Origin of the sequence: Rhodococcus sp. NPDC078407 (genome assembly GCF_044542515.1) — a bacterium.
Taxonomy (GTDB): Bacteria; Actinomycetota; Actinomycetes; order Mycobacteriales; family Mycobacteriaceae; genus Rhodococcoides.
The window spans coordinates 15,025-41,568 of sequence record NZ_JBITUQ010000033.1 but is presented as its reverse complement, the minus strand read 5'-3'; the positions used below and the strand labels follow the sequence as shown (position 1 = coordinate 41,568).

Annotated in this window: 25 protein-coding genes; 21 read left to right on the top strand and 4 right to left on the bottom strand. The window is 65.4% G+C overall.

Annotation, left to right across the window (positions count from 1 at the left end; all coding sequences use genetic code 11):
• Positions 1 to 334 precede the first annotated feature (334 nt).
• The 15 genes from ftsH to ACIGGF_RS23470 all read left to right on the top strand — a co-directional run bounded on the left by ftsH (position 335) and on the right by ACIGGF_RS23470 (position 16,418).
• A complete protein-coding gene (ftsH, locus tag ACIGGF_RS23540) occupies positions 335 to 3,253 on the top strand; it encodes an ATP-dependent zinc metalloprotease FtsH (protein ID WP_397523525.1) in 2,919 nt (972 codons plus the stop codon).
• 149 nt (positions 3,254 to 3,402) lie between these two features.
• Complete coding sequence (folE, locus tag ACIGGF_RS23535) at positions 3,403 to 4,071, top strand: GTP cyclohydrolase I FolE (protein WP_397523524.1); 669 nt, start codon at positions 3,403 to 3,405, stop codon at positions 4,069 to 4,071.
• Positions 4,072 to 4,090: 19 nt separating this feature from the next.
• A complete protein-coding gene (gene folP, locus ACIGGF_RS23530) occupies positions 4,091 to 4,939 on the top strand; it encodes a dihydropteroate synthase (protein ID WP_397523523.1) in 849 nt (282 codons plus the stop codon).
• Positions 4,936 to 5,352: a dihydroneopterin aldolase gene (folB, locus tag ACIGGF_RS23525; RefSeq protein ID WP_397523522.1), complete on the top strand. Its 417-nt coding sequence runs from the start codon at positions 4,936 to 4,938 to the stop codon at positions 5,350 to 5,352. The genes folP and folB overlap by 4 nt, the downstream gene beginning before the upstream one ends.
• Complete coding sequence (gene folK, locus ACIGGF_RS23520; RefSeq protein ID WP_397523521.1) at positions 5,349 to 5,858, top strand: 2-amino-4-hydroxy-6-hydroxymethyldihydropteridine diphosphokinase; 510 nt, start codon at positions 5,349 to 5,351, stop codon at positions 5,856 to 5,858. Before folB ends, folK begins: the two co-directional genes overlap by 4 nt.
• Positions 5,855 to 6,325, top strand: a complete 471-nt coding sequence (locus ACIGGF_RS23515; protein ID WP_397523520.1) for a DUF3180 domain-containing protein — start codon at positions 5,855 to 5,857, stop codon at positions 6,323 to 6,325. The genes folK and ACIGGF_RS23515 overlap by 4 nt, the downstream gene beginning before the upstream one ends.
• A 90-nt stretch (positions 6,326 to 6,415) precedes the next feature.
• Positions 6,416 to 7,708 (top strand): DUF6779 domain-containing protein, encoded by a 1,293-nt coding sequence (locus tag ACIGGF_RS23510; protein ID WP_397523519.1) that lies wholly within the window; start codon positions 6,416 to 6,418, stop codon positions 7,706 to 7,708.
• A gap of 113 nt (positions 7,709 to 7,821) precedes the next feature.
• Positions 7,822 to 8,736 carry a Rossmann-like and DUF2520 domain-containing protein gene (locus tag ACIGGF_RS23505; protein ID WP_397523518.1) on the top strand — a complete coding sequence of 305 codons (915 nt, stop codon included), beginning with the start codon at positions 7,822 to 7,824 and terminating at the stop codon, positions 8,734 to 8,736.
• Positions 8,733 to 9,677 (top strand): pantoate--beta-alanine ligase, encoded by a 945-nt coding sequence (gene panC, locus ACIGGF_RS23500; RefSeq protein WP_397523517.1) that lies wholly within the window; start codon positions 8,733 to 8,735, stop codon positions 9,675 to 9,677. Before ACIGGF_RS23505 ends, panC begins: the two co-directional genes overlap by 4 nt.
• A gap of 4 nt (positions 9,678 to 9,681) precedes the next feature.
• A complete protein-coding gene (gene panD, locus ACIGGF_RS23495; RefSeq protein WP_397523516.1) occupies positions 9,682 to 10,113 on the top strand; it encodes an aspartate 1-decarboxylase in 432 nt (143 codons plus the stop codon).
• A 5-nt stretch (positions 10,114 to 10,118) separates the two neighbouring features.
• Positions 10,119 to 10,919, top strand: a complete 801-nt coding sequence (locus tag ACIGGF_RS23490) for a type III pantothenate kinase (protein WP_397523515.1) — start codon at positions 10,119 to 10,121, stop codon at positions 10,917 to 10,919.
• A 135-nt stretch (positions 10,920 to 11,054) separates the two neighbouring features.
• A complete protein-coding gene (locus ACIGGF_RS23485) occupies positions 11,055 to 11,624 on the top strand; it encodes a cysteine dioxygenase (protein ID WP_397523514.1) in 570 nt (189 codons plus the stop codon).
• Positions 11,621 to 12,043, top strand: coding sequence for a rhodanese-like domain-containing protein (locus ACIGGF_RS23480; RefSeq protein ID WP_032364474.1), 423 nt, complete (start codon positions 11,621 to 11,623; stop codon positions 12,041 to 12,043). Before ACIGGF_RS23485 ends, ACIGGF_RS23480 begins: the two co-directional genes overlap by 4 nt.
• A gap of 36 nt (positions 12,044 to 12,079) precedes the next feature.
• The gene (lysS, locus tag ACIGGF_RS23475) at positions 12,080 to 13,603 is read left to right on the top strand and encodes a lysine--tRNA ligase (protein ID WP_397523513.1); all 1,524 of its coding nucleotides are present in this window, start codon (positions 12,080 to 12,082) and stop codon (positions 13,601 to 13,603) included.
• A gap of 274 nt (positions 13,604 to 13,877) precedes the next feature.
• Complete coding sequence (locus tag ACIGGF_RS23470) at positions 13,878 to 16,418, top strand: ATP-dependent Clp protease ATP-binding subunit (protein ID WP_397523512.1); 2,541 nt, start codon at positions 13,878 to 13,880, stop codon at positions 16,416 to 16,418.
• A 215-nt stretch (positions 16,419 to 16,633) separates the two neighbouring features.
• Here ACIGGF_RS23470 and ACIGGF_RS23465 read toward each other — a convergent pair whose 3' ends face one another.
• Together ACIGGF_RS23465 and ACIGGF_RS23460 are read right to left on the bottom strand one after the other, a co-directional pair.
• Complete coding sequence (locus ACIGGF_RS23465; RefSeq protein WP_397523511.1) at positions 16,634 to 17,956, bottom strand: serine hydrolase domain-containing protein; 1,323 nt, start codon at positions 17,954 to 17,956, stop codon at positions 16,634 to 16,636.
• A 65-nt stretch (positions 17,957 to 18,021) separates the two neighbouring features.
• On the bottom strand, positions 18,022 to 19,200 hold the full coding sequence (locus ACIGGF_RS23460) for a lipase family protein (protein WP_397523510.1): 1,179 nt from the start codon (positions 19,198 to 19,200) through the stop codon (positions 18,022 to 18,024).
• 111 nt (positions 19,201 to 19,311) lie between these two features.
• Between ACIGGF_RS23460 and ACIGGF_RS23455 the strand changes: the two genes are divergently transcribed.
• The gene (locus ACIGGF_RS23455; RefSeq protein WP_397523509.1) at positions 19,312 to 19,749 is read left to right on the top strand and encodes an OsmC family protein; all 438 of its coding nucleotides are present in this window, start codon (positions 19,312 to 19,314) and stop codon (positions 19,747 to 19,749) included.
• Positions 19,750 to 19,922: 173 nt separating this feature from the next.
• Positions 19,923 to 22,235 (top strand): putative bifunctional diguanylate cyclase/phosphodiesterase, encoded by a 2,313-nt coding sequence (locus ACIGGF_RS23450; protein ID WP_397523508.1) that lies wholly within the window; start codon positions 19,923 to 19,925, stop codon positions 22,233 to 22,235.
• Positions 22,236 to 22,245: 10 nt separating this feature from the next.
• Here ACIGGF_RS23450 and ACIGGF_RS23445 read toward each other — a convergent pair whose 3' ends face one another.
• On the bottom strand, positions 22,246 to 22,557 hold the full coding sequence (locus ACIGGF_RS23445; RefSeq protein ID WP_397523507.1) for an antibiotic biosynthesis monooxygenase family protein: 312 nt from the start codon (positions 22,555 to 22,557) through the stop codon (positions 22,246 to 22,248).
• A gap of 36 nt (positions 22,558 to 22,593) precedes the next feature.
• Between ACIGGF_RS23445 and ACIGGF_RS23440 the strand changes: the two genes are divergently transcribed.
• Positions 22,594 to 23,331: an alpha/beta fold hydrolase gene (locus ACIGGF_RS23440; RefSeq protein ID WP_397523506.1), complete on the top strand. Its 738-nt coding sequence runs from the start codon at positions 22,594 to 22,596 to the stop codon at positions 23,329 to 23,331.
• 5 nt (positions 23,332 to 23,336) lie between these two features.
• Entirely contained in the window at positions 23,337 to 24,146 is an 810-nt protein-coding gene (locus tag ACIGGF_RS23435; RefSeq protein ID WP_397523505.1) for an alpha/beta fold hydrolase, read from the top strand.
• Here ACIGGF_RS23435 and ACIGGF_RS23430 read toward each other — a convergent pair.
• Positions 24,143 to 25,027, bottom strand: coding sequence for an A/G-specific adenine glycosylase (locus ACIGGF_RS23430; protein WP_397523504.1), 885 nt, complete (start codon positions 25,025 to 25,027; stop codon positions 24,143 to 24,145). The two genes, ACIGGF_RS23435 and ACIGGF_RS23430, sit on opposite strands and share 4 nt — an antisense overlap.
• Before the next feature lie 90 nt (positions 25,028 to 25,117).
• Between ACIGGF_RS23430 and ACIGGF_RS23425 the strand changes: the two genes are divergently transcribed.
• Entirely contained in the window at positions 25,118 to 25,744 is a 627-nt protein-coding gene (locus tag ACIGGF_RS23425) for a carbonic anhydrase (protein WP_397523503.1), read from the top strand.
• A gap of 52 nt (positions 25,745 to 25,796) precedes the next feature.
• On the top strand, positions 25,797 to 26,534 hold the full coding sequence (locus ACIGGF_RS23420) for a hypothetical protein (RefSeq protein ID WP_397523502.1): 738 nt from the start codon (positions 25,797 to 25,799) through the stop codon (positions 26,532 to 26,534).
• The last annotated feature ends 10 nt before the right edge of the window (positions 26,535 to 26,544 follow it).

The window sequence follows — 26,544 nt, the reverse complement described above, 5'->3', positions numbered from 1 at the left end:
CGAACTCAACGACCGCCCCCGCCGAACGCTAGGCTGGAACTCACCAGCAAAAGTGATCAACGAGCTAGTTGTTGCAACGACCGCTTGAAACTGCCGAGACGTGTGCAATGGTCCATCGATGGGGATAGTGTGCGGCGAGATACGGGGAACTGCCGGGGGAGTGCGGTCGTTGGAGGGGTAGAAGCGTCGACGCCGACAGGTGCGTCGACGCAGAGCGCCAGGTAAGAGCGAGTCCGATGTCCGAGTCTCGCGGTAGCCTGGAGCATCCGGCGGGCAGGGAGCAGCCAGCGCGCGGGAGCGGACTGAAAGGACACGGCCGACTCGGCTGAAGCGTATGAATCGGAAGACAGTAATACGAAATCTTGCCATCGTTTTCGGCATTCTGTTGGTGATCTATGCCTTCAGTTACTTCGGTAACGACACGCGGGACTGGAAGACGGTCGACACCTCGGTGGCGATCGCCCAGCTCGACGATCGCAACGTCGAATCCGCGCAGATCGACGATCGCGAGCAACAGATTCGGCTGACCCTCAAAGAGGCGTCCGACGCCACCGACAATCAGACGCAGATCATCGCGAAGTACCCGGATTCGGCGTCCGAGCAGATTTTCGACAAGGTCGACTCGCAGGGCCTCGACAGCTACAACACCACCGTCACCCAGGAAAGCTGGTTCAGTTCGTTCCTGCTGCTGATCCTTCCGATGGTGTTGATCCTCGGCGTGATCATCTTCGTGATGAGCCGTATGCAGGGCGGCGGCCGCGGCGGAGTCATGGGCTTCGGCAAGTCCAAGGCCAAGCAGCTGACGAAAGACATGCCCAAGACCACGTTCGCCGACGTCGCCGGCGCGGACGAGGCAGTCGAAGAGCTCTACGAGATCAAGGACTTCCTGCAGAACCCGTCCCGCTACCAGGCGCTCGGTGCCAAGATCCCGCGTGGTGTTCTGTTGTACGGCCCTCCCGGAACCGGCAAGACGCTGCTCGCGCGCGCCGTCGCGGGAGAGGCCGGCGTCCCGTTCTTCACCATCTCGGGCTCGGACTTCGTCGAGATGTTCGTCGGTGTCGGCGCATCGCGCGTGCGAGACCTCTTCGAGCAGGCCAAGCAGAACAGCCCCTGCATCATCTTCGTCGACGAAATCGACGCCGTCGGCCGCCAGCGCGGCGCAGGTATGGGCGGCGGACACGACGAGCGCGAGCAGACGCTCAACCAGCTCCTCGTCGAGATGGACGGCTTCGGTGAACGCACCGGCGTCATCCTCATCGCCGCGACCAACCGCCCCGACATCCTCGACCCGGCGTTGCTCCGTCCGGGCCGCTTCGACCGGCAGATCCCGGTCGGTGCCCCCGACCTGGCCGGCCGTCGAGCAATCCTGAAGGTGCACTCGGCAGGCAAGCCCGTTGCTCAGGACGCCGACCTCGAGGGTCTCGCCAAGCGAACCGTCGGAATGTCGGGTGCAGACCTGGCCAACGTCATCAACGAAGCGGCACTGCTCACCGCGCGCGAGAACGGCACCGTCATCACCGAGGCGTCGCTCGAGGAATCCGTCGACCGCGTCGTCGGTGGTCCGCGCCGCAAGAGCCGCATCATCAGCGAGCACGAGCGCAAGATCACCGCGTACCACGAGGGCGGACACACCCTCGCCGCCTGGGCGATGCCTGATATCGAACCTGTCTACAAGGTCACCATCCTCGCCCGCGGCCGCACCGGCGGCCACGCGATGACGGTGCCCGAGGACGACAAGGGGCTGATGACGCGATCGGAGATGATCGCTCGTCTCGTCATGGCGATGGGCGGACGCGCTGCCGAGGAACTCGTCTTCCACGAGCCGACCACCGGAGCGTCCTCGGACATCGACCAGGCCACCAAGATCGCCCGCGCGATGGTCACCGAGTACGGCATGAGCAGCAAGCTGGGAGCCGTTCGGTACGGGCAGGAACAGGGCGACCCGTTCCTCGGTCGTTCGATGGGCCAGCAGTCCGACTTCTCACACGAGGTCGCCCGCGAGATCGACGAGGAGGTGCGCAAACTCATCGAGGCCGCCCACACCGAAGCGTGGGCCATCCTCAACGAGTACCGCGACCTGCTCGACACCCTTGCCTCCGAGCTACTCGAACGTGAGACGCTCACCCGCAAGGATCTCGAGAAGATCTTCCACAGCGTCACCAAGCGGCCGCGGATCACCCTGTTCAACGATTTCGGAGACCGGAAGCCCTCGGACAAGCCACCGGTGAAGACTCCCCGCGAACTCGCCGCCGAGCGTGGCGAGCCGTGGCCTCCCACGCCGCCGGCTCCCAAGCAGCTTCCGCCGCAACAGTTTCCGCAGCCCAGCTACTCCGGGTCTCCGCAGATGACCAAGGGCGGATACCCGAACGGAAGCAACGGATACAACGGCAGCCAGGCCAACGGCGCTCCAGCCAACGGTGCTCCAGCCAACGGAGCGCCGGGCCATGGAGCTCACGTCAACGGCGGTCCGGTCAACGGTGGTCCCGTCAACGGCGGACCGGTCAACGGCGGCGGCTACAACGGGGGTGGCCCGAACGCCGGTGCTCCCAACAACGGCGGCTACAACGGGGGCGGCCCGAACAGCGGCGGCCCCAACGGCAGTTACGGCGGACCGGTCAACGGTGGTGGCCCGAACGGTGCTGCCAACGGTGGCGGGTACTCCGAGGGCTATCGCCGACCGGAACCTCGCCCGGCCCCCAACCCCGGTTCACGGCCCGATTACGGCGCTCCGGCCGGGTGGTCGGCCCCGGGCTGGCCTCCGCGTGATCAGCCGTCGGTGCCGCGGTACCAGGGCCCGTCTGCTCCGCCGGCCCAGAACCAGCCGAGTCGCGAGCAGCCGGAATCGGATCGACCGGATCGGAACCGGTACGAGCCGCAGCAGCCGGGCCCGGACTCCCCGTCCTCGGGGCACCAGTCGACGTACCGGCAGCCGCCCACGTACCAGCCCCCGACCAACCAGCAGCAGGCGTACCAGCCGCCGCAGTATCAGCCGGATCCGTTCCGGCCGGACACACGGGACCAAGGTCGGACGTCTCGACATGCGCCCCCCTACGGAGACAACCCGGACATGCCTGCGGACGAGGAACCCTCGTGGGAGGTTCCGAATCCGTCGCAGAACTACCCGCTGCCGGGCGAGGATCGTTCCGACAGTGCTCCATCCGAGGACACGGGACGAGACGCCCGATCCGAGGACGACGGCGACGAAGGTCCACGGACGCAACGCTGGGAAGGGCCGGGCGGTTCGTACCGTTAGGCCTGTCATTAGGCTTGCTGGGTCGATCGTGAAGGTCGGCCCAGCACGTCGTTCGAACCCATGCTGTGGGTCGGCGCGATGGTCCCTTCGGACCGTTGCGGTCGAGTCCAGCTGTCACATTCGTGGAGCCCAAACGGAGGTACGTTCACGTGTCAGTCAACCGGACCGACGAGTCGACCATCGACTCGGCAGAAGTCCCGGCAGTAGCGCAACAATCGGTCGAGCAGACGGTTGCCTACGCCACCGGCGCGGTCTTCGACCAGCCTCGCGCCGAAGCGGCAGTGCGTGAGTTGTTGATCGCCGTCGGCGAGGATCCCGATCGCCCGGGCCTGCTCGATACCCCGGCTCGCGTCGCGCGCTCCTACCGTGAAATCTTCGCCGGCCTCTACACCGACCCGGACACGGCATTGAACACGACGTTCGACGAAGGACATCAGGAACTCGTCCTCGTCCGCGATATCCCCATGTACTCCACGTGCGAGCACCACCTGGTCTCGTTCCATGGCGTTGCCCACGTCGGCTACATCCCGGGCAAGAGCGGCAAGGTCACCGGCCTGTCGAAGCTCGCGCGCGTGGTGGACATGTACGCCAAGCGCCCCCAAGTACAGGAACGTCTGACCAGCCAGATCGCCGACGCCCTGATGCGCAAGCTCGACCCGCGCGGGGCGATCGTCGTCGTCGAGGCCGAGCACCTGTGCATGGCGATGCGCGGAATTCGCAAGCCGGGTGCCAGCACCACCACCTCGGCCGTGCGCGGTCTGCTGCAGTCCAGTGCGGCGTCGCGTTCGGAAGCGCTGGACCTGATTCTGCGGAAATGACGCGACCGGTCGATCCCCGATGAGTCTCGCGCGAAGTATCCCGTCGGCTCCCGTCGTCATGGGCGTTCTCAATGTCACTGCCGATTCCTTCTCCGACGGCGGTCGATACCTCGACGTCGACGCCGCTGTCGAGCACGGGTTGCAGATGCATCGCCGGGGAGTCGACATCGTCGACGTCGGTGGTGAATCGACACGCCCAGGAGCCGACCGCATCGATCCGCTCGTCGAAGCTCAGCGCGTGGTGCCGGTGATCACCGCGCTGGCGGCCGAGGGTGTGGTGACCAGCGTCGACACGATGCGCGCCTCGGTCGCCGGGGCCGCGATCGAGGCAGGTGTCTCGATCGTCAACGACGTCTCCGGTGGCCGAGCCGATTCGGCCATGGCCGGGGTGGTCGCGGACGGCGGGTTGCCGTGGATCCTCATGCATTGGCGGGCAGCCGGGGCCGAGTATCGGCACACCGGTCCAGCCGACCGGTACGACGACGTGGTCGCCGACGTGCGCAGTGAACTGCTCGAACAAGTCGACCTCGCGGTGGCCGCGGGCGTCGACGAATCCGCCCTCGTGCTCGACCCGGGCCTGGGATTCGCCAAGAACGCCCACCACAACTGGCAACTACTCCGCGGCCTGCCCGATCTGGTTGCGGCCGGCTTCCCGGTGCTCGTCGGAGCCTCCCGCAAACGCTTCCTCGGGTCGCTGTTGGCCGAACGAGACGGCTCGCCGCGGCCACCGGACGGACGGGAGATCGCCACGGCGGTCGTGTCGGCTCTCGCGGTCGCCGGCGGCGCGTGGGGTGTACGGGTGCACGACGTCCAAGCCTCCCTCGACGCGGTTGCCGTCGTCAGGGCGTGGCAGGGTGATCGGGCATGAGCGAGAGCACAGGCCCCGAGATCAGTGGCCCCGGTGCCGGCACCCGCCGCGGCGACCGCATCGAACTACGTGGACTGACGGTGCGCGGCAATCACGGAGTCTTCGATTTCGAGAAGCGTGACGGTCAGGACTTCGTCGTCGACATCACCGTGTGGATGGATCTGCGGCCCGCAGCCGAAACCGACGACCTGACCCGGACGCTGCACTACGGCGAATTGGCCGAACGAGCCGCGGCAGTGATCTCGGGCCCGCCTCGGGACCTGATCGAAACCGTGTCGGCCGAGATCGCCGAGGTCGTGCTGGCATACGACTCCCGCGTCGACGCGGTGGAGGTGGCGCTGCACAAGCCGTCGGCCCCCATCCCGCTGACATTCGGCGATGTGGCCGTGGTGGCGTACCGGGAACGAACGTGACCCGTGCGGTGCTGTCGATCGGCAGTAACATCGGCGACTCACTGAGTCACTTGCGTTCTGTGGCAACGGCATTGGGGTCACGACTGGTGGCCCGCTCGGCCGTGTACCGGTCTGCGCCGTGGGGTGGCGTCGAGCAGCAGGATTTTCTCAACGCGGTGCTGGTGGCCGAGGACGATGCGTACGACCCCTGGGATTGGTTGCGCCTGGGGCAGCAGCTCGAGGAAGCGGCCGATCGCGTTCGAGTGCAGCGGTGGGGTCCGCGCAGTCTCGACGTGGACGTGATCGCATGCGACGACGTGATCAGCGACGATCCGCGCCTGATTCTTCCCCATCCTCGCGCCCACGAGCGGGCGTTCGTGCTGCTGCCGTGGGTGGACATCGAACCCGACGCCGCCTTGCGCGTCGGTGACCGCGACGTCCCGCTCGCCGAGTTGCTCGAGCGGTTGAGTGCGGAGGAGCGCGCGGGAGTGCGGAAGCAAGAAGGCGTCGGTGATGGGTTGTGGTGACCAATCCCACCAAGGTCGGGGATGTCTTGGGTCTGTTCCTGATCGCCTCGGTCGGCACCTGGCTGCTGGTCCGGGTCTTCTACGGTTCGTTGCCGCCGATTCCGGTGTATGCCGGGGCGTCGTTGTATCTGGTGGCGGTGGTGGAAGTGGTGACCGCGGTGATCGTTCGCAACCGCATCGCAGAGCATCGCGTGGGCACCGGTCTGCACGATCTGAATCCGTTGACGGTGTACCGAGCGCTCGTGTTGGCGAAGGCATCGATGCTGGTCGGCACGGGTGTCGTCGGAGTGTGCGTTGGATTCCTGGTGTACGTGATGCCGCGCGCGGCGACGGTACGGGCCGCGTCGTCCGATCGCGTCGGAGCCATCGTCGCGCTGATCGCGGGCGTGGCTGTGGTCGCCGCTGCGGTGTGGCTCGAACAGTGTTGCCGTACCCCGAAAGATCGGGACGACGAGCGTTCGCGGTAACGCGCGAAACATTCGATTGTTACCTCGGTTGTGTAAGTGATGGGCCGAGGATGACTGTTTGCGGGCGTGTTGCCAGTTACCCTGGGAACCATGACAGATCAGACTCGCGCAAAGAAGGGGCGCCGAAACCGGCGTAGTGCGAGCCAGCTGTTCCTTGCGGCGCTCGTCGTGTTCGGCATCGTCGCCAGTGTGTTCATGCTGTTCACCGAGAGTGTGCAGTGGATGCGGGTCGGCGTTCTGTCGGCTCTGTGGGCTGCCGTGATCGGTGCTTTCGCGATGACCAAGTATCGCCGGGAATCGGCTGCGGACCAGACTAAGGCCAAGGATCTGCAAACGGTCTACGAGTTGCAGTTGGCCCGTGAAATTTCTGCGAGACGCGAGTACGAGATGAGCGTCGAGGCCCGGGTACGCAACGAATCTCGGATGGAGATCGACGAGGTCGCGGCATTGCGTAGCGAACTGGCCGCGCTCCGCCAGAACCTGCAGGTGCTGTTCGACGGCGCTCTGCCGACCGAACGCGTCGCGTTGCGCGCCGAGGCGATGAGAATGCAGGAACTCGGCGGTCGGCGATACGACAGCTACCAGCCTGCGCCGTCGGGACTCTACGTTCCGGGTGGGAACGGTAACGGTCCGATGGCGGGCAACGGCGTCAACGGCGTCGGCACTCCCTACGACGAGCCGGTCACGGCCGAAACAGCGGTGGTGTATCCCGAGGATCCGGACGAGATGCCGCAGGCCACCGCAGCGGCGCCGGTCTCCGACGCGCAGGGTCCCTATGCAGCCAACTCGTCCGACACCGCGGAGCCGAGCTACGGGCAGTCCACGGCCGACGATGAGTTCGAGCCACCTGCAGAGCGTCCGCGTTCGTACAGCGCGCCGAGGCCGGCTGCACGAGTCACTCCGCCCAGCTCGCCGTTCACCGCGTACAACTTCGAGCAGACACGTCCGCCGGCCGCGGAGCCGGACGCGGAGCCGGACGCGCCGGAGTACGAGGATCAGCCCGCCGCAGACGCGGATGAGGTGGGGACGTACGAGCCCAAGAGCTACCGGTCCGAGGGCTACGAGGCCGAAACCGACGAGTCCGAGCCTGGAACGGATTTTTCCCGGGACGGCGATGCATATCCGGCACCTCGCGGTGCTCTGCGCGAGTCGGCCGATGCGTTCTTCTTGGACGACCGCACCCAGGAAGTTCCCGCTGTGGACACGTCCAGTACGTCTCGACGCGGTCGCAGGCGTGCAGAGTCGACCGACGACGATGCCACCGGCGCACACTCGAACGGTCGATCGGTTGCCGAGATCATGGCCGGTCTGCAAGGTGGTGGCGGCTCCGATGCGGCCACCACCGACCCCGGAACGCGGCGTCGTCGCCGCCGCGCAGACTGAGAAACAGATCACACTGCTCTTTCATGGCCCGGGCAGGTCCCGGTCGCTAGAGTTCCCTGTAGGACGTCTGGTACCCGCCGCGCGGGACTGGAACGAACGAGAGGAAGTTTTCGGTGACCTCATCAGGGTTCACTGGTGGTCTGTCCCCGGCCCGTTTGACCGTAGGTGTCGTCTCGGCCGGGCGAGTGGGTACTGCATTCGGTGAGGCGCTCGAACGCGTCGGCCATGTCGTCGTCGGTGCCGCTGCTGTATCGGACGCCTCCCTCGCTCGCGTGCGTGATCGCTTGCCGGAGTCTCAGGTTCTGCCGGTCGACGAGGTGGCGCGCCGCGCCGAATTGCTGATTCTTGCCGTCCCGGACAGCGAGTTGGCGTCGATCGTCGCGGGCTTGGCAGCTACCGGCGCGGTGGCACCGGGGAAGTTGGTGCTGCACACCTCCGGTGCGAACGGTGTGTCGGTCCTCGAACCGCTGGCAGCCCTCGGTGCCGTGCCGTTGGCAATCCATCCGGCCATGACCTTCGGCGGCGGACCCGAGGACACCGACCGGATGACGGCGGCGTGCTTCGGTATCACCGCGGGCGACGAGATCGGCTATGCCGTCGCGCAGGCCCTGGTGCTCGAGATCGGCGGCGAGCCGGTGCATGTGGCCGAGGGCAATCGTGCGCTGTACCACGCTGCGCTCGCGCACGGTAGCAATCACCTCGTCACCCTCGTCGTCGACGCGGTCGACGCGCTTCGAGTTGCGTTGGCCGGACCGGGTTTTCCCGGTTCCGACTCCGAACGCGGTGTGCCCGAGCGTGTTCTGGCTCCGCTGCTCGAAGCTGCGTTGGACAATGCGCTGCGCAACGGACAGTCGGCACTCACGGGACCGGTCGCCCGCGGCGATACCGCCGCAGTCGGTAAGCATCTCGACGTGCTCGAGTCCGTGGATTCGCGAATCGCCGCCGGATACCGCGCGCTGTCGTTGCGATCGGCGCAGCGTATCGGGGCCGAGGCGGACCTGATCGAACTTCTGGAAGGAAATCGATGACCCTCGCGGGTAGCTACACCAAGGGGCAGTTGACGGTTCACCACGATCCTGCGGTGATCACGTCGGTGTCGAAAGCACTGCGAGGTGTCGGCAAGCAGGTGGCGTTGGTGCCGACCATGGGTGCCTTGCACGCCGGGCACGTGCACCTGGTGCGCCAGGCCAAGCTCACCGGCGCGGTGGTGATCGTGTCGATATTCGTCAACCCGCTGCAGTTCGGCGTGGGGGAGGACCTCGACGCGTACCCACGGACCCTGGACGCCGACGTCGAACTGCTCCGCGGCGAAGGTGTGGAACTGGTCTTCGCGCCGTCCGCGTCGGACATGTACCCGTCCGGTCCGCGCACCACTGTCCATCCCGGGCCGCTCGGCAGTGAACTCGAAGGTGCAAGCAGGCCAACCCATTTCGCGGGCATGCTCACCGTCGTCGCCAAGCTGCTGCAGATCGCCGCTCCGCATCGCGCGTATTTCGGGGAGAAGGACTACCAGCAGCTGACGCTGATCCGGCAGATGGTGCGCGACCTGAACTTCGACGTCTCGGTTATCGGGGTACCGACGGTGCGTGAGCAGGACGGTCTCGCATTGTCCTCACGCAACAGGTATCTCGATGCCGAACAGCGCGATGCGGCGATGGCTCTGTCCGCTGCGCTGGTCGCCGGCGCGCACGCTGCGGCCGGAGGCGTCGACGCCATCCTTGCTACTGCGCGTGCCGTTCTGGATCAGGCACCGCTGGTGCAGGTCGACTACCTCGAGGTGCGCGACCCGCATCTCGGCCCCGCACCCGAACGTGGGGACGGAAGACTGCTCGTGGCCGCCAAGGTGGGTACCACGAGATTGATAGACAACGTCGGTGTCGCAGTCGGCACCGGCTTCCTCGAGGCAGGAGTGGAGCCTGCGGAACGACCAGAGAAAATTAGTCCCGACGATCCCAAAAGTGGAGAGTGACACGATGTTTCGTACCATGATGAAGTCCAAGATCCATCGCGCCACCGTCACGCATGCAGATCTGCACTACGTGGGCTCGGTGACCGTCGACCAGGAGTTGATGGAGGCCGCCGATCTGCTCGAAGGCGAGCAGGTCACCATCGTCGACATCGACAACGGTGCTCGACTCGAAACGTACGTGATCACCGGTGAGCGCGGCAGCGGCGTAATCGGAATCAATGGCGCAGCAGCGCACTTGGTGAACCCGGGCGATCTGGTCATCCTGATCGCCTACGGGATGATGAACGAGCAGGAGGTTGCCGCCTACGCGCCTCGCGTCGTGTTCGTCGACGAGAAGAATCGGCCGGTCGAGCTGGGCAGTGATCCGGCGCATGCGCCCGCAGGCTCGGGTCTGATCACGCCGCGCGATCTTCGGGCCGATACCGTGCTGGTCTGAATCCAATGCTCCTCGCGATCGATGTGCGCAACACCAGTACCGTGGTCGGGCTGTTCACCGGAACCGGCGATCACTCGAAGCTACTGCGAGACTGGCGCATTCGCACGGACCCGCATGTAACGGCCGACGAGTTGGCACTGATGTTGCGCGGGCTGCTCGGAGTCGATGCGGAACAGATCACCGGAATCACGGCATTGTCGACGGTGCCGTCGGTGCTGCGAGAGATGCGCACCATGCTCACCCGCTACTGGGATCATGTGGTGCACGTTGTCGTCGAACCCGGCGTGCGGACCGGAGTGCCGTTGCTGGTCGACAATCCCAAAGAGGTCGGCGCCGACCGCATCGTCAATACCCTTGCGGCGCACGACCTGTACGGGTCTGCATGCATCGTGGTGGACTTCGGAACCACCACCTGCGTCGACGTCGTATCCGCCAAGGGGGAATTCCTCGGCGGTGCCATTGCCCCCGGACTCGAAATGTCGGCGTGGGCCATGTCCACCCGAACCGCCACCCTGCGTGAGGTGGAGATGGTTCGGCCGCGCTCGGTGCTGGGCAAGAACACGGTCGAATGCATCCAGTCGGGCACCATCTTCGGATTCGCCGGCCTGGTGGACGGTCTCGTCGGGCGCATCCGGCGCGAGGTTCCCGAGGTGACCGGCACGGATGTCGCGATCATCGGTACCGGCGACATCGCGGCGCTGATCCTGCCCGAGTCGACGACCATCGAGCACCACGAACCGGACCTGACGCTCGAAGGGCTACGACTGGTCTACGAACGCAACATGGCAAAGCGGCGGCCACGCTGAGTGTTTCGGTGAGCGGGTAGCGCATCCGGCGTTCGTGTGTCAGAATTCTCGGCGTGATGACGTGCATGGCCACCCAGGAGTGTTGTCGAGGCTGAATCCTGCCTCGTTCGAAACACACCCCTGGAGTAGAGCTTCATGCTTTCCACACCTGTATTTTCTGCACCCTCGCGCACCCGATCGTCGTCCCGTTCGGTCTCGACGCTCCCGACCCGGTTGCGTCCACCCGACCTGCTGCGTATTACCGACCAGGGTGCGTCCGACGTCCTCGAGGGCCGCTTCGACCACCTGCTTCCCGGCGGTGGCCGCTGGCCGACCGACGAGCGCTGGGCCGCCCGGCTGCATACCGACGACGATCTCGACGTGTGGTTGATCAGCTGGGTTCCTGAACGTTCCACCGAACTGCACGATCACGCCGGCTCGCTCGGCGCGCTCACCGTCCTGAGTGGGTCGCTGCTCGAATATCGTTGGGCGGGAACCCAATTGAAGCAGCGTCACCTCGGTTCCGGCGATCAGGCGTCGTTCCCGCTCGGTTGGGTGCACGACGTGATGCACGATCCGGCGTCGAACACGACCGGGCCCACCCTCAGCGTGCACGCCTACTCACCGCCGCTGACGGCGATGTCGTACTACGAAGTGACCGAGCGCGCCACGCTGCGCCGTACCCGCAGTGAGCTCACCGCCGAACCCGAGAAGGCCACGAGATGACCATCGTCGAAATGCTCGAATCCGCTCGCGAGACCATCGATCGCATGACCGTCTTCGAACTCCGTGACGCTGTCGACCGCGGCGCGGTCGTCGTCGACATTCGCCCACAGGCGCAGCGCGCAGTCGAGGGCACCCTGCCCGGTGCGTTGGCCATCGAACGCAACGTCCTCGAATGGCGTCTCGATCCCACCAGTGACGCGCGGCTGGCGATCGCCACCGACCACGACGTCGAGTGGATCGTCATCTGCTCCGAGGGCTACACCTCCTCGCTCGCGGCCGCGTCGCTCAAGCTGCTGGGTCTGCACAAGGCCACCGATCTGGTCGGCGGCTATCAGGCACTGAAGTCGGCCGGGCTGCTCGGGGTGTTGACGCAGGCCAAGCACTGCGTTCGCGAGGCCGAGGCCGTCGCAGCGCACTGATCGTCCCGACAGTCTCGGACTGTAAAGTGTGTGCGCGTGAGTGATACAGCTTCTACCCAGCCGGCCGACGACACCCCGGAGCAGCTACGGATTCGTCGCGCCAAGCGCGCTGCGTTGCTCGAGCGCGGGGTCGAGGCGTATCCGGTGTCGGTTCCGCGGACCCATTCGCTGCTCGAGATCCGCACCCAGTTTCCCGAGCTCGACGCCGACACGACGACCGGCCTGATCGTCGGCGTCGTCGGCCGCGTGATCTTCGTCCGTAACACCGGCAAGCTGTGCTTCGCCACCCTGCAGGAGGGCGACGGCACCCAGCTCCAAGCCATGATCAGCCTGGCAGGTGTGGGCGAGGACGCCCTCGCAGCCTGGAAGGCCGACGTCGACCTGGGCGACTTCGTGTTCGTCCACGGCGAGGTCATCAGCTCCCGTCGCGGTGAGCTCTCGGTGATGGCCGACGCGTGGCAGATCGCATCGAAGTCGTTGCGGCCCTTGCCCGTCGCGCACAAGGAACTCAGCGAAGAGACGCGTATTCGGCAGCGCTACCTGGATCTGATCACGCGTCCGGAGGCCCGGGAGACCGCACGCAAGCGCATCGCGGTCGTCCGCGAACTGCGTAATGCGCTCGAGCGTCGCGGCTTCCTCGAGGTCGAAACCCCGATGCTGCAGACGCTGCACGGCGGCGCGGCCGCACGGCCGTTCGTCACCCACTCGAACTCGATGGACACCGACTTGTACCTACGCATCGCACCGGAGCTGTTCCTCAAGCGCTGCGTCGTCGGCGGTATCGAGAAGGTCTTCGAGATCAACCGCAACTTCCGCAACGAGGGTGCAGATTCCTCGCACTCGCCGGAATTCGCGATGCTCGAGACCTACGAGGCCTACGGCACGTACGACGACTCCGCGAAGATGACGCGCGAACTCGTCCAGGAAGTGGCCATGGCTGCGCTCGGATCCACCGTGGTCACGTTGCCCGACGGCACCACCTACGACCTCGGCGGCAAGTGGACGACGCTCGAAATGTACCCGTCACTGTCGGAGTCCCTCGGATTCGACGTCACCCCCGACACCACCGTCGACGAGCTGCTCGCCATCGCCGACAAGGTCGGGGTAGAGGTACCCCGCAAGGACGGCGTCCCGATCTACGGCCACGGCAAGCTCGTCGAGGAACTGTGGGAACACCAGGTGGGTGACGCGTTGACCGAACCGACGTTCGTCCGCGACTTTCCCGTCGAGACGTCCCCGCTGACCCGTCAGCACCGCAGCAAGCCGGGAGTCACCGAGAAGTGGGATCTGTACGTCCGCGGCTTCGAACTGGCGACCGGCTACTCGGAGTTGGTCGACCCGATCATCCAGCGCGAACGGTTCGAGGACCAGGCACGTCAGGCCGCAGCAGGCGACGACGAGGCGATGGTGCTCGACGAGGACTTCCTCGCCGCGATGGAGCAGGGCATGCCGCCGACCACCGGAACCGGCATGGGAATCGACCGTTTGCTGATGGCGTTGACCGGGCTGGGCATTCGAGAAACGATCCTGTTCCCCATCGTCAAGCCGTCTCAGGCCTGACTGGACGGCGAAAAGCTGTTCGCCAGCAGCGGACAGTGATTGGGAAACGTTTTGCAAAGTGCCTGCGTTATGAACAGTAAGCAGGCAAGGCAGTCCGTGATCGCGGATGGTTGCGCAGCATTTCAGGGGTGGAGGGTCGGCGTTCGTCACGTCGGCCAACTACAGTGAGAATCGGTCTTACCTTCAAATGCACAAGCGACCTCAGCGTATGGACACTGCGGAGCTGGAAGAACTGGTGGGCGAGCTACCACCCACCAAGAAGTGAGGGAGAGCGATGTTCGAGAGGTTCACCGATCGCGCGCGGCGTGTTGTCGTCCTGGCTCAAGAAGAAGCCCGGATGCTCAACCACAACTACATCGGCACGGAGCACATTCTGCTCGGCCTCATTCACGAGGGCGAAGGCGTCGCAGCCAAGTCTCTCGAGTCGCTGGGCATCTCCCTCGAAGGAGTACGCAGCCAGGTCGAGGAGATCATCGGCCAGGGCCAGCAGGCTCCGTCCGGTCACATCCCGTTCACCCCGCGCGCCAAGAAAGTACTCGAGCTCAGCCTGCGTGAAGCACTGCAGCTCGGCCACAACTACATCGGCACCGAGCACATCCTGCTCGGCCTGATCCGCGAAGGCGAAGGCGTCGCAGCTCAGGTACTGGTCAAGCTCGGAGCCGACCTCAACCGCGTGCGCCAGCAGGTCATCCAGCTGCTGTCGGGTTACCAGGGCAAGGAACCGTCCGAGAGCGGCAGCGGACGCGGCGAGGCGGGCACCCCGTCCACGTCGCTGGTCCTCGATCAGTTCGGTCGCAACCTCACCCAGGCCGCTCTCGAAGGCAAGCTCGACCCGGTCATCGGACGCGCGAAGGAAATCGAGCGCGTCATGCAGGTGCTGTCGCGTCGTACCAAGAACAACCCCGTCCTCATCGGTGAGCCCGGTGTCGGTAAGACCGCAGTTGTGGAGGGCCTGGCTCAGGCCATCGTCAACGGCGAGGTCCCCGAGACGCTCAAGGACAAGCAGCTCTACACCCTCGACCTCGGTTCGCTCGTGGCCGGCAGCCGTTACCGCGGTGACTTCGAGGAGCGCCTGAAGAAGGTGCTCAAGGAGATCAACACCCGCGGCGACATCATCCTGTTCATCGACGAGCTGCACACGCTCGTCGGCGCAGGTGCCGCCGAAGGTGCCATCGACGCAGCGTCGATCCTCAAGCCGAAGCTGGCTCGTGGCGAACTGCAGACCATCGGTGCCACCACCCTCGACGAGTACCGCAAGTACATCGAGAAGGACGCCGCTCTCGAGCGTCGGTTCCAGCCCGTTCAGGTCGGCGAGCCCACCGTCGAGCACACCATCGAGATCCTCAAGGGTCTGCGCGATCGCTACGAGGCTCACCACCGCGTCTCGATCACCGACGGTGCACTCGTCGCGGCCGCCACACTGGCCGACCGGTACATCAACGATCGGTTCTTGCCCGACAAGGCAATCGACCTCATCGACGAGGCGGGCGCGCGGATGCGCATCCGCCGCATGACCGCGCCGCCAGACCTGCGCGAGTTCGACGACAAGATCGCCGACGCGCGCCGGGAGAAGGAATCGGCCATCGACGCACAGGACTTCGAGAAGGCTGCGAACCTGCGCGACAAGGAGAAGACACTCGTCGGTCAGCGTGCCGAGCGGGAGAAGCAGTGGCGTTCCGGTGACCTCGACGTCATCGCCGAGGTGGACGACGAGCAGATCGCCGAGGTCCTCGGAAACTGGACTGGCATCCCCGTCTTCAAGCTCACCGAGGAAGAGACCACTCGTCTGCTCCGCATGGAAGACGAACTGCACAAGCGGATCATCGGCCAGGTCGAAGCAGTCAAGGCCGTCTCGAAGGCGATCCGTCGTACCCGTGCAGGTCTGAAGGACCCGAAGCGTCCGTCGGGCTCGTTCATCTTCGCCGGCCCGTCCGGTGTCGGTAAGACCGAGCTGTCGAAGGCTCTCGCTAACTTCCTGTTCGGCGAGGACGATGCACTGATCCAGATCGACATGGGCGAGTTCCACGACCGCTTCACCGCGTCGCGTCTGTTCGGTGCTCCTCCCGGATACGTGGGCTACGAAGAGGGTGGCCAGCTCACCGAGAAGGTCCGCCGCAAGCCGTTCTCCGTCGTGCTGTTCGACGAGATCGAGAAGGCCCACTCGGAGATCTACAACACGCTGCTTCAGGTCCTGGAAGACGGTCGTCTGACCGACGGACAGGGACGCACGGTCGACTTCAAGAACACCGTGCTCATCTTCACCTCGAACCTCGGTACCGCAGACATCTCGAAGGCTGTCGGTCTCGGCTTCTCCTCGGGTGAAGGCACCGGCTCGAACTACGAGCGGATGAAGCTGAAGGTCAACGACGAGCTGAAGAAGCACTTCCGCCCCGAGTTCCTGAACCGCATCGACGACATCGTCGTGTTCCACCAGCTCACGCGAGACGAGATCATCCAGATGGTCGATCTCATGCTCAACCGAGTCGAGGGTGCGCTCAAGAACAAGGACATGGCCATCGAGGTCACCGAGAAGGCCAAGTCGTTGCTGGCCAAGCGCGGATTCGACCCCGTCCTGGGTGCGCGGCCACTGCGTCGCACCATCCAGCGCGAGATCGAGGACGCGTTGTCGGAAAAGATCCTCTTCGGCGAGATCGAGGCCGGCCAGATCATCCTGGTCGACGTCGAGAACTGGGATGGCGAAGGCGCAGGCGAGGACGCGAAGTTCACGTTCCGCGGCGAGAAGAAGTCCATCATCGTCCCCGACGAGGTCCCGGTCGACCTGGCCAAGGCCAGCGGAGACAGCGACAGCGAATAAGTTTCACCAGTTCCACCAACGGGCGATCCTCTTCGGAGGGTCGCCCGTTGTCGTGTGTCCACCCGCCGCCCCTGCCCTCTCACCCGCCGCCCCGTTCGTCCCGGCCCAGCCCGCCGCCCACCCCGTTCGCGTCAATGGACCTTTGCACTCCTCAGACGTATGCAAGGGTTCATTCACGCAGATCAGCTCCGCGGGTGAATGAACCCTTGTACCGCTCAGACGTGTGCAGTGGTCCATTGACGGAAGACCCGAGCGGCGAGGGCAACGGCGATGACGGCAAGTTCGGCGAGCACGATCCAGAACAACAGGGTCACATCAGGAGCCCAGCGGGCAAGGGTCGAGATCGGTGCCCCGGCAACCATCGGCATTCCGAAGTACAGCGCTCCTCCGGCGACGGCGGCCATCAGAATCTGCGCAGGTGCCCATCGACCCGGGCTAGTCCTGATGCGAAACAGGGTTCGGCCCGCGCACAGAGCCAGCAATACCGCAACGGTGCTCGACGCGATCAACGCAATCTCGTACGTGCCGAACCTTGCGGCACGAGGCTCGTCCATACCGAGTCGGGTGAGGACGAGCGATCGAGCCGCGGATGCGAGCTTGTCGGCTTCGAGTTCGCCGTATCGGTTGGCCGCGAACACCACAGCCAAATTTCGTTCGGGAATCAGCGCGACGTGCGTGAAGTAGCCGGGAACTGCGCCGGAATGCCAGCGCATCTCGGTACCGTCGGGCAGCGTTTCGACGTACCACCCGAGTCCGTAGGACGTGCCGAAACCCGTCGGCACCGTGTCGGGACTGTTCGACGCCGGGGCAGTCAGTTGCCGGGCGGCGTAGCGCGAGAGTTCGTCGATGGAACCGGCGAGGTAGCCGTAGCCGAGTCCGGCCGCATCGATGCCGGTGTCGATGCGGCGGGGGAAGGTGAAGAACGGCACGTGCCCGGGTGCGACGGCGTCGACGGCGTGCACTCCGGTTTCCCGAGTCACGACGTCCGCGAACGGCTTACCGGTGATCTTTTCGACGACGGCCTGCAGCAGCAGGTAGTTGAGGCTGGAGTACCGAAAGGTGCCGCGGTCGCCGGCCGGGACATCGAGGGTGGGTATGACGTCGAGCGCTCGTTCGGTTCTCCCCCACACATCGAGGTGGGTGACGTCGTGGGGGAGTCCGCTGGTGTGGTGGATCAGGTCGTCGATGGTGACGTCATGCGAAACGAGCGAACCGCTCTCCGGCAGAACCGAATGGACGGGCACAGACAAATCCAGGCGGAGTTGCGCGGCAAGCGCGAGCACCGTCGCCGCCGTCACCGACTTCGACACCGATCCCCAGACGAAGGGCGTGCCGTCGTCGATCGGGGCACCGTTCCCGTCCAGCCCGTAATCGACGGTCTCGATCACCTCGCGTTCGGAGACGACGCGAAAGGCTGCTCCCGGTATGCCCAGCTCTTCGGTGATCACCGTGACGTCCGAGGTGGTGGCATCGCCCGGCATGATCGGGGTTGCGGTCAGGACTGCAGCAAGGGTGAGCAGAGCGTGCACGATGCGCATGACGGAAGTGAATCAACCCGACAGAGGTCGACGCCTCGGTGAACACCCTGATTTCGCGCCTGAGATCAGCTCTCGCGAACGAGGTCGGCGATCCAGGGCAGCACGTCGGCATAGGCAGCCAGCGCCCCCGGTGAGTGGTTCGCGCCCGTGACCGGGAGGGCCGGAAAGTCGTACTCGCGGTAGGTGACGTCGGCACCCGATTCTTGCCAGCGCCGCAGCAGCGTTCGGCTCTGTTCGATGGGCACGGTGTCGTCCCGTACTGCGTGTGACAGGTACACCGGCATGGACGGCGCGATGCGGCCGACGGTGTTCACCGCGGTCACCTCGGCAAACACCGGGTTGCCGAGCTGCTCGGCGAGGGGTCGTCCGTCGCGCGTGAGGTCGCTGGTTTCAACGATGTCCCCGGCGGCGGGGTCGGTGCTGCACCAGTTCTGGGCGGCGTCGAGCGCGGCATTGCCGTCGGAGTCGAACAGGCTCCGGATGCGTTCCGCGCGTTCGGGGTAGGCGTTGATCATGCCGTCGACGGCGAAGAGCACAGCGCTGCCGAGGGTGGTGTTGTCCAGGTTGTCGATGTTGAGCGTCGGATCCGCCGGCGGTGCCCCGACATACGCTCCGACGATGTCGAGGTCTGGGGCGTAGGTGGCGGCCAGTTCGGCAGCGGCCCCCGACGCGAACCCGCCCTCGGAGTACCCGTACAGCACCACCGGGGCGTCCTCGTCGGCGATTCTTGCTACGTCGAGCAGAGCGCGGCCCGAGGCGAGCCGGTTCAGATACGTGTGCCCGCCGGGGGTGCCCAGGCCTTGGTAGTCCGTAGCGACGACGCGGTAACCGGCCAACAGCAACGGCAGGATGGCGGGGGAGGATCCGACGGTGCCGAGCACTGCCGATCCGGCGCAGCGGTCGGCCATTCCGGAGGTGCCGGGCGCATAGGCGATGACGGGCCGCGGGCCGGGTCCGGGCCACGGGGCGGTAGGTGTCATCGAGTAGCCGGACACGATCATGGGCTCGTCGTGCGTATCGGTGGATCGGTAGAGGATGCGTTCGATGTCGAAGCCCAGGCCGAACCCCTTGGGCGAGTTGACTGCCTTGGTCCGCATCACCTCGCCGGGAGCCGCTGCGGCGATGGTGGGCACCGGTGCGTCGTAGAAGTCCCGCAGTGAATCGGCGCTCGCAACGGGCGTCGACACTGCCACCACCGTCATCACCGCCGACACCATCATCACTGCTCGCACGCAGTTCCCCATCTGTTGCATCCTTCGTGTCGAGATTCCCGCACTCGATGGCCCGGCTGTGTCGCCGACGTTAGCCTGAGTATCGGTCCTGCACAGGGTCGACAACGAAAGGACTGAAGTTCGATGCCAACTCGTACCTCACGCACTGCATGGAATGGCACCCTCGAGGAAGGTTCCGGCCAGGTCGAACTGTCCAGTTCTGGCGCAGCAACCTTCGACGTGTCGTTTCCCAAGCGCGCCGCCGAAAATGCCGACGGCACCACCAGCCCCGAGGAACTGATCGCGGCAGCGCACTCGAGTTGCTACGCGATGCAGCTGTCGGCCCTGATCGCCGAGGCAGGTGGCACGCCGCAGAGCCTCGAGGTCACCGCCGACGTATCGCTCGGTCCCGATCAGCCGGGGTTCAAGCTGACCGGCATCAAACTGACGGTTCGAGGCGAGGTGGAGGGTCTCGACGCCGACGGTTTCGCGAAGGCGGCCCAGGCGGCAAAGGAATCGTGCCCTGTCAGCAAGGCGCTGACGGGCGTCGAGATCACGTTGGATGCTTCTTTGGAGGGCTGAACAGACACAATGCCCGATGTGAGACTGGCGAACCATCGTCAGGTTTGAAATAGTTCGTCTCTCGACCCATCCATGGATGATTCTGTGACGAATCGAGGTCAAACGTCGGGTTCGATCGGCTCATGCGTGCGTTCGGGGCACACACCGACCGGCCCAGGAAGGATCGGCCCACTATGTTGTGGACACGCTTCCTGGGCCTAGGCGCGGTCGCGGTGGTGGTCTACCTGATTGCCCCGCATGGCTTACCCCAAAGTGCGATCTACACAATCGTGGTCTCGGCCACAGTGGGTGCATTCGTATACCGCTACGTCCGCGAACCCGGCCCGGACAAGCGGACGTGGAAGTACATGGCCATCGGCATGGGCAGTTGGGGCATCGGGGACGCACTGATAGCCGTGATGGACGTCGATGGCGGTCGGATGCCGACGTTCTCCGCTGCGGACGTGTTCTATCTGGTCGGCTACGTGATCATCGCTGTCGGGTTCGCGCGGGCCGCCGACGAGAACGGTCTGGTGTTCGGGCTCGAGGAGCTGTACGAGTGCTTGATCGTCGCTGTCGGCTTCGGTCTCATCACCTGGGTGTTCGTCGTGCCCGACGGCTCGGCACGATCGTTCTCCGAGGCCATGGCCCTCTGGCCGGCAACGGCGTACCTCACTGTCGACGCGTTCCTGTTGACCCTCGTCGGCAGTTTGTACCTCATCACGCGCTCGACCACAGTCCCCCTCGTCGCCGCGGCAGTGGGAGTTGTACTGCTTGTTGCGGCGGACTTCTCGTCCTACGCCGCCGCGATCGACGTCGAGATCTATCGGTCGACGCTTCCCAACGCGATGTGGCTGGCCGCGTACGTATGCTTCGGCGTCGTCGCCCTGCACGACGCGCAGAAGTCGGTCAGCCGGGCCCCCCGGCCCGGTCCGCTCAAATTCGGCCGGGGACGGTTTTCCGTCCTCTCGGTTGCGGTAGCGGTGACACCGGCGGTGATGACCGTGCAATTGGCGCGCGGCATTCCCGTCGAGCAATGGGGTTGGGTCATCGTGGGATCCTCGGCCCTGGTGATAGTGCTCGTCGGGTTCCGGATGGCGCGCTTCGTGCGGACGCTGCGACGGCAGGCCGCCATCCTCGAGGATGTTGCGCGCACCGACGCGGTGACCGGACTCGCCAGTCGGCGTCTGCTTCGCGAGCGATTGGACTCCATGCTCGCCACCCGCGGTGATTCGGACGTCTTCACGCTGGTGGTGGACGTGGATCGCTTCGCGCAAATCAACGAAACCTTCGGTTACAGCGTCGGCGACAGTGTGCTGCGCGAGATCGGCCATCGACTCGTCGCATCCGTTCGTTCCGACGATCTGGTCGGACGCCTCGGCGGCGATCAATTCGTGGTCGCGATGAGCCGTAGGCCCGGCCGCCTCGACGTCAACGAGACCGCTGCACAGCTGCAGTTCGCGGTCAGTCGCAAGATGTTCGTCCACGACATCAACGTGGCCCTCGATGCGACGGTCGGAATAGCCGTCATCGAGGACTCGTCGGCAGATGCACACCGAAACGATTGCCCGTCGGCGACGCCGGTCGATGGTGAGGCGATGATGCAGCGGGCTCACGTGGCGCTGACCGCGGCCAAGGCCGGCCACACCCGCGTCGGTCGATACGAACCCGACATGGATCGTGACCGGCACGATCAGATGCGGTTGCTGGGCGAACTCGACACGGCGATTCGCGATCATCAGCTCCGGGTGTTCTTTCAGCCGTGCCTGGACCTCGAATCCGGCAGCGTCGATCGCGTCGAAGCCCTATTGCGGTGGCAGCATCCGCGCGAGGGCTTGATCGGCCCGTCGATGTTCCTACCGGATGCCGAGCGCACCGGGATGCTGCCCGCCATCACCGCGCTGGTACTCGACGAGGCGTTGGCGCAGTGCAGCGCTCTACGTCGTCGCGGCATCAATCTGTCTGTTTCGGTCAATCTCTCGGTGCGGAACTTGCTCGACGAGACCCTCACCGAACAGGTCTCCGCCGCGCTCGCCAAGTACGCAGTGCCCGCGCACACCTTGGAATTCGAGGTCACCGAAACGACTGCGATGATCGACCCGGTGCGCTCGGTGAACGCGCTGAATTCCCTGCGCGGCCTGGGGGTGACCATCGCGATCGACGACTACGGCACCGGCTACAGCTCGCTGACCTATCTACAGAGCCTGCCGGTGCAGACACTGAAGATCGATCGCTCGTTCGTGTCGAAGATGAACACCGACGACACCGATGCGTCGATCGTCCGCTCGACCATCGACCTGGCCCGAAGCCTCGGGGTGCGGGTGATGGCAGAAGGGGTCGAGGACGCGGGCACCCTCGATGCGCTGCGATTGCTCGGGTGCGACGGCGCTCAGGGCTACTACTTGGGCAGGCCGATGCCCGCGGAGTTCCTCGCCGACGCCGTGGCGAAGCTGGACTCGGAGATGCCGACGAAGCTCGAGTGGGATCTCGCTCGAGCGCGTATCTGACCGGCGTCGATCACGACTTGGCAGGCACGTCCAATACGACCTCGAACTCGAGCAACGATGCTCCCGACGCCACCGGTTTGCCCTCACCGGAACCGGCATGGGCCTGGCGAGACGGTCCACCGGACCAGGCCTGGAACGACTCCTCGTCCTCCCACTGAGTGACGACGAAGTAGCGCGACTCGCCTTTGACGGGCCGGAGTAGCTGGAATCCGAGAAATCCGGGGGAGCCGTCGACCGTTCCGGCTCGCGCGGCGAAGCGCTTCTCGAGTTCGGGGCCTGCGCCCTCCGGTACGTCGATCGCGTTGATCTTCACAATGGGCATGCTCGCGAGATTACCCCGCCGTTATGCTCGGCAGTGATGCTCTACGACGAGGGTGGATCCGGCCGTTCGATACTGCTGCTGCACGGGCTGATGGGCAGTGCCGCCACCTGGCGTCGGCAGGTTCCGTGGCTTCGAGAACTCGGGCACGTGCACACCTACGACGCCCCCGGGCACCGTCGACCGCCGCCGTCGGAACTCACGACCGAGGCGTTCGTCGCGGACCTGCTGGAGAATCTGGAGTCGCTCGGTCCGAGTGTGGTGATCGGCCATTCGATGGGTGCGCTGCACGCCTGGTGTGCGGCCGCGCAGCAACCCGACCTGGTGACCGCGCTCGTGATCGAAGACATCGCGCCGGACTTCAGGGGACGCACCGCCGAGAATTGGGCCACGATGATGCGGGCCTGGCCGCAACCTTTTCCCGACGCCGATGCGGTGCGTTCCTTCTTCGGAGATGTTGCAGGACAATACTTTCTGGACTCCTTCGAGTGCGCTGACGACGGTTGGCGCTTGCACGGCGACATCGATACGTTCGAGGCGATCTCGCAGGAATGGGGGACGCGTCATTTCTGGGACGAGTGGGATGCCATCCGGGCCCCGGCGCTGCTGATCGAGGGTGAGCACACCATCACCCCGGCCGGTCAGATGAGGCAGATGCATTCACGCAAGCCCGGATCGAGGTATGTGCGGATCGAGAACGCAGCGCACCTGATTCACGACGAGGCACCCGAGCGGTATCGCACGGCGGTCGAGGAGTTCCTGCGCGCACTAGAATGATCCGAATGCCGCTCGCGAAGCTCAACGGAATCGACCTGAACTACGACGTCACCGGAGATGGACCGCTCGTCGTGTTGGTGATGGGCACCGGTAGTCCGGGACGGGTCTGGCGAACCCATCAGGTGCCTACTCTGGTGAAGCAGGGGTACCGAGTGGTCACCTTCGACAATCGCGGTATCGCACCGTCTTCCGAGTGCGCCGGCGGGATGGCGCTCGACGACCTGGTGGCCGACACCGCCGCTCTGATCGAGCACCTCGGTGGTGGCCCCGCGCGCGTCGTGGGCACCTCCATGGGTGCCCGCGTCACCCAGGAACTCGCGTTGGCGCGGCCGGATCTGGTGTCGCATGCAGTGCTGATGGCCACGTTCGGCAAGACCACCACCTTTCGCGCGCAGATGTCGAAGGGCGAGAAGGATCTGCACGACGCCGGAATCGAGCTTCCCGCGTCGTACCGCGCGGCAATGACTGCGATGCAGAACTTTTCACCGAAGACCCTGGCCGACGACAGCGCGATCGGCGATTGGCTCGCAGTACTCGAGTACTCCGGTGGCCGTCGAACAGCGGGTATGCGAGCGCAGATCGGGCTCGAAATGCGCTCTGGGACAGATCGACTGGCCGCATACCGAGCGATCAGGGCGAAATCTCTGGTCATCGGATTTGCCGATGACCGCATGATCCCGGTGCAGCAGTGCCGCGACGTGGCGGCCGCGATACCCGGTGCGCGCTATGTCGAAATAGCCGACACCGGACACTTCGGCTACCTCGAACGCCCCGACGCGGTCAATGCGGCTCTGGTCGAATTTCTGGCGTCCTAGCCGTCCGACCCCTCGCCGGCGAGGGCGAACAATCCAGATTCGGTCTGTTCGATCAATCCATCGGTGAGCAACGAATCGAGTGCGCGATCGCGTTGCGCAGTATCGGTGGGCCAGACGATGTCGAGCTGAGCCCGCTCGACCGGTCCGGCGCTCTCGCGCAGCACCGACATGAGCTTGCCGCGAACCTGACGGTCGGTGCCCGCGAATTTCTGGACCTTCTTCGCCGGCCCGGTGTGCGCCGGTCTGCCTGCTTCGATCCAGGCGCACTCGGGCAGCGGGCACAGCAGGCACGCGGGATTCTTGGCAGTGCAGATCAACGCGCCGAGCTCCATCAGTGCCGCCGAATATCGAGCGGCCCGGGGAACGCTTACCGGGAGCAGTCGCTCCACATCGGCCAGATCCCTCGTGGTCGAGGGGTTTCCGGGCTCAGCGCTGCCGTGCGAGGCACGCGCGACAACGCGTCGAACATTGGTGTCCACCACCGGAACTCGCTGGCCGTAGGCGAAAGTTGCCACCGCCCTCGCCGTGTAGGCCCCGATGCCGGGGAGGCCGAGCAGCGTGTCGACGTCGCTCGGAACCTCGTCGCCGTAGTCCGAGGCGAGCACTCGAGCGCACTCGTGCAGACGCAATGCGCGACGCGGATAGCCCAACTTCCCCCACGCCCGCAGTACCTCGGCCTGCGAGGACGCGGCCATCGCCGACGGCACCGGCCAGCGCTCCACCCACTGTTCCCAGATAGGAGCCACCCGCACGACGGGCGTCTGCTGCAGCATGATCTCGCTCATCAGGATCTGCCAGGCGCTGACGCCCGGACGACGCCACGGCAGGTCGCGTCCGTCGGTGTCGAACCACCCGAGCAGAGCGTCGGCATCGATCGGCAACTGTGCGCCCTTCTTCTGGTGTCTGTGATCGGTACCAACAGTAGTGAACCCGACTCGCCTCGCGCCCGCTGCGCGTGCACAATGATGCGCATGCCTGCTTCTAATCCGATCGCCGCCTGGAAGTCACTGAAGGAAGGCAACCAACGGTTCGTCTCCGGAGAGGTGCAACACCCGTCGCAGGGGATCGAGGATCGCGCCCGGCTCGAGAGCGCGCAGCATCCCGGTGCCATCCTGTTCGGTTGCGCCGACTCTCGTGTGGCCGCCGAGATCATCTTCGATCAGGGCCTCGGCGATATGTTCGTCGTGCGCACCGCAGGTCATGTGGTGGACTCGGCCGTTCTGGGCTCCATCGAGTACGGCGTCGCGGTGCTGAACACCCCGCTGATCGTGGTGCTCGGACACGACCACTGCGGAGCGGTCCAGGCGACCGTCGACGCACTCGCCAGTGGAGACGTACCCGGCGGTTACATTCGCGACGTCGTCGAACGCGTCACCCCGTCGGTGCTCTCGGCCCGGCGCGACGGCTACGAGGCCGTCGACGAGTTCGAGGCACGGCACGTCGAAGAGACTGCGAATCTGCTGATGCAGCGTTCGCGCATCGTCGCCGACAAGGTCGAGTCCGGTGATCTGGCGATCGTCGGATTGACGTACCAGCTGTCGAAGGGCCACGCGCAGCTTCGTGAGGTCATCGGCGATATCGGCGAGATTCCTGCCTGACACGCCGTGTGGGCTCAGGGATAGCGTGGCTTCGGCCGCATACGGTTGATTCGTGTTGGAACCGAGCGGGCCTCTGCCCCCCGAAATCTACTGGCGACGTCGCGCGCTCGCTATCGGTGCGGCCGTCGTCGTCCTCGGATTGATCGTGTGGTTCATCGCGTCGCTCAGCGGTGGGTCCGACGACACCGAGGCTTCTCCCGCGGGCGTCGTCGCGGCACCGGCAACATCCTCGGCGCTGCCGTCGCCCAGTTCGTCCGCGACCCCGGGTGATTCCGGTGGGTCCGGCGGCGGTTCTGGTGGGTCCGGCGGTTCCGGCGGATCCGGCGGAGGCACCGACTCGGCAGCCGGTGGCGGATCGGCTGCGACCACCAGCGATGCACCTGCTCCAGTGCTTGCCAATCAGTGCCCGGATCAGTCGCTGGCGATCAAGGTGACTCCGGAGAAGGCCACCTATCGTCTGGGCGAAGAGCCGGTGTTCACCGTGGTCATCACCAACATCGGTTCGACCGAATGCCAGCGTGACGTCGGTGCCGGTCTGCAGCAGGCGCTCGTCTACACCCTGGACAATCAGCGCATCTGGTCCAACATCGACTGCTTCCCCAACGCCGCGTCGGATCTTCGTACCTTCAAGCCCGGCGAGCAGGCCGGCTTCACGGTCAAGTGGTCGGGTACCAACTCCGTTCCCGGTTGCGGTGAAGAGCGCATTCCGGTGGGGGTCGGCGCATACCAGGCGATCGCCCAGCTCGGCGAGCTCAAGAGTGTGCCGGAGCCGTTCAACATCACCGGCTGAGTACGGTCGA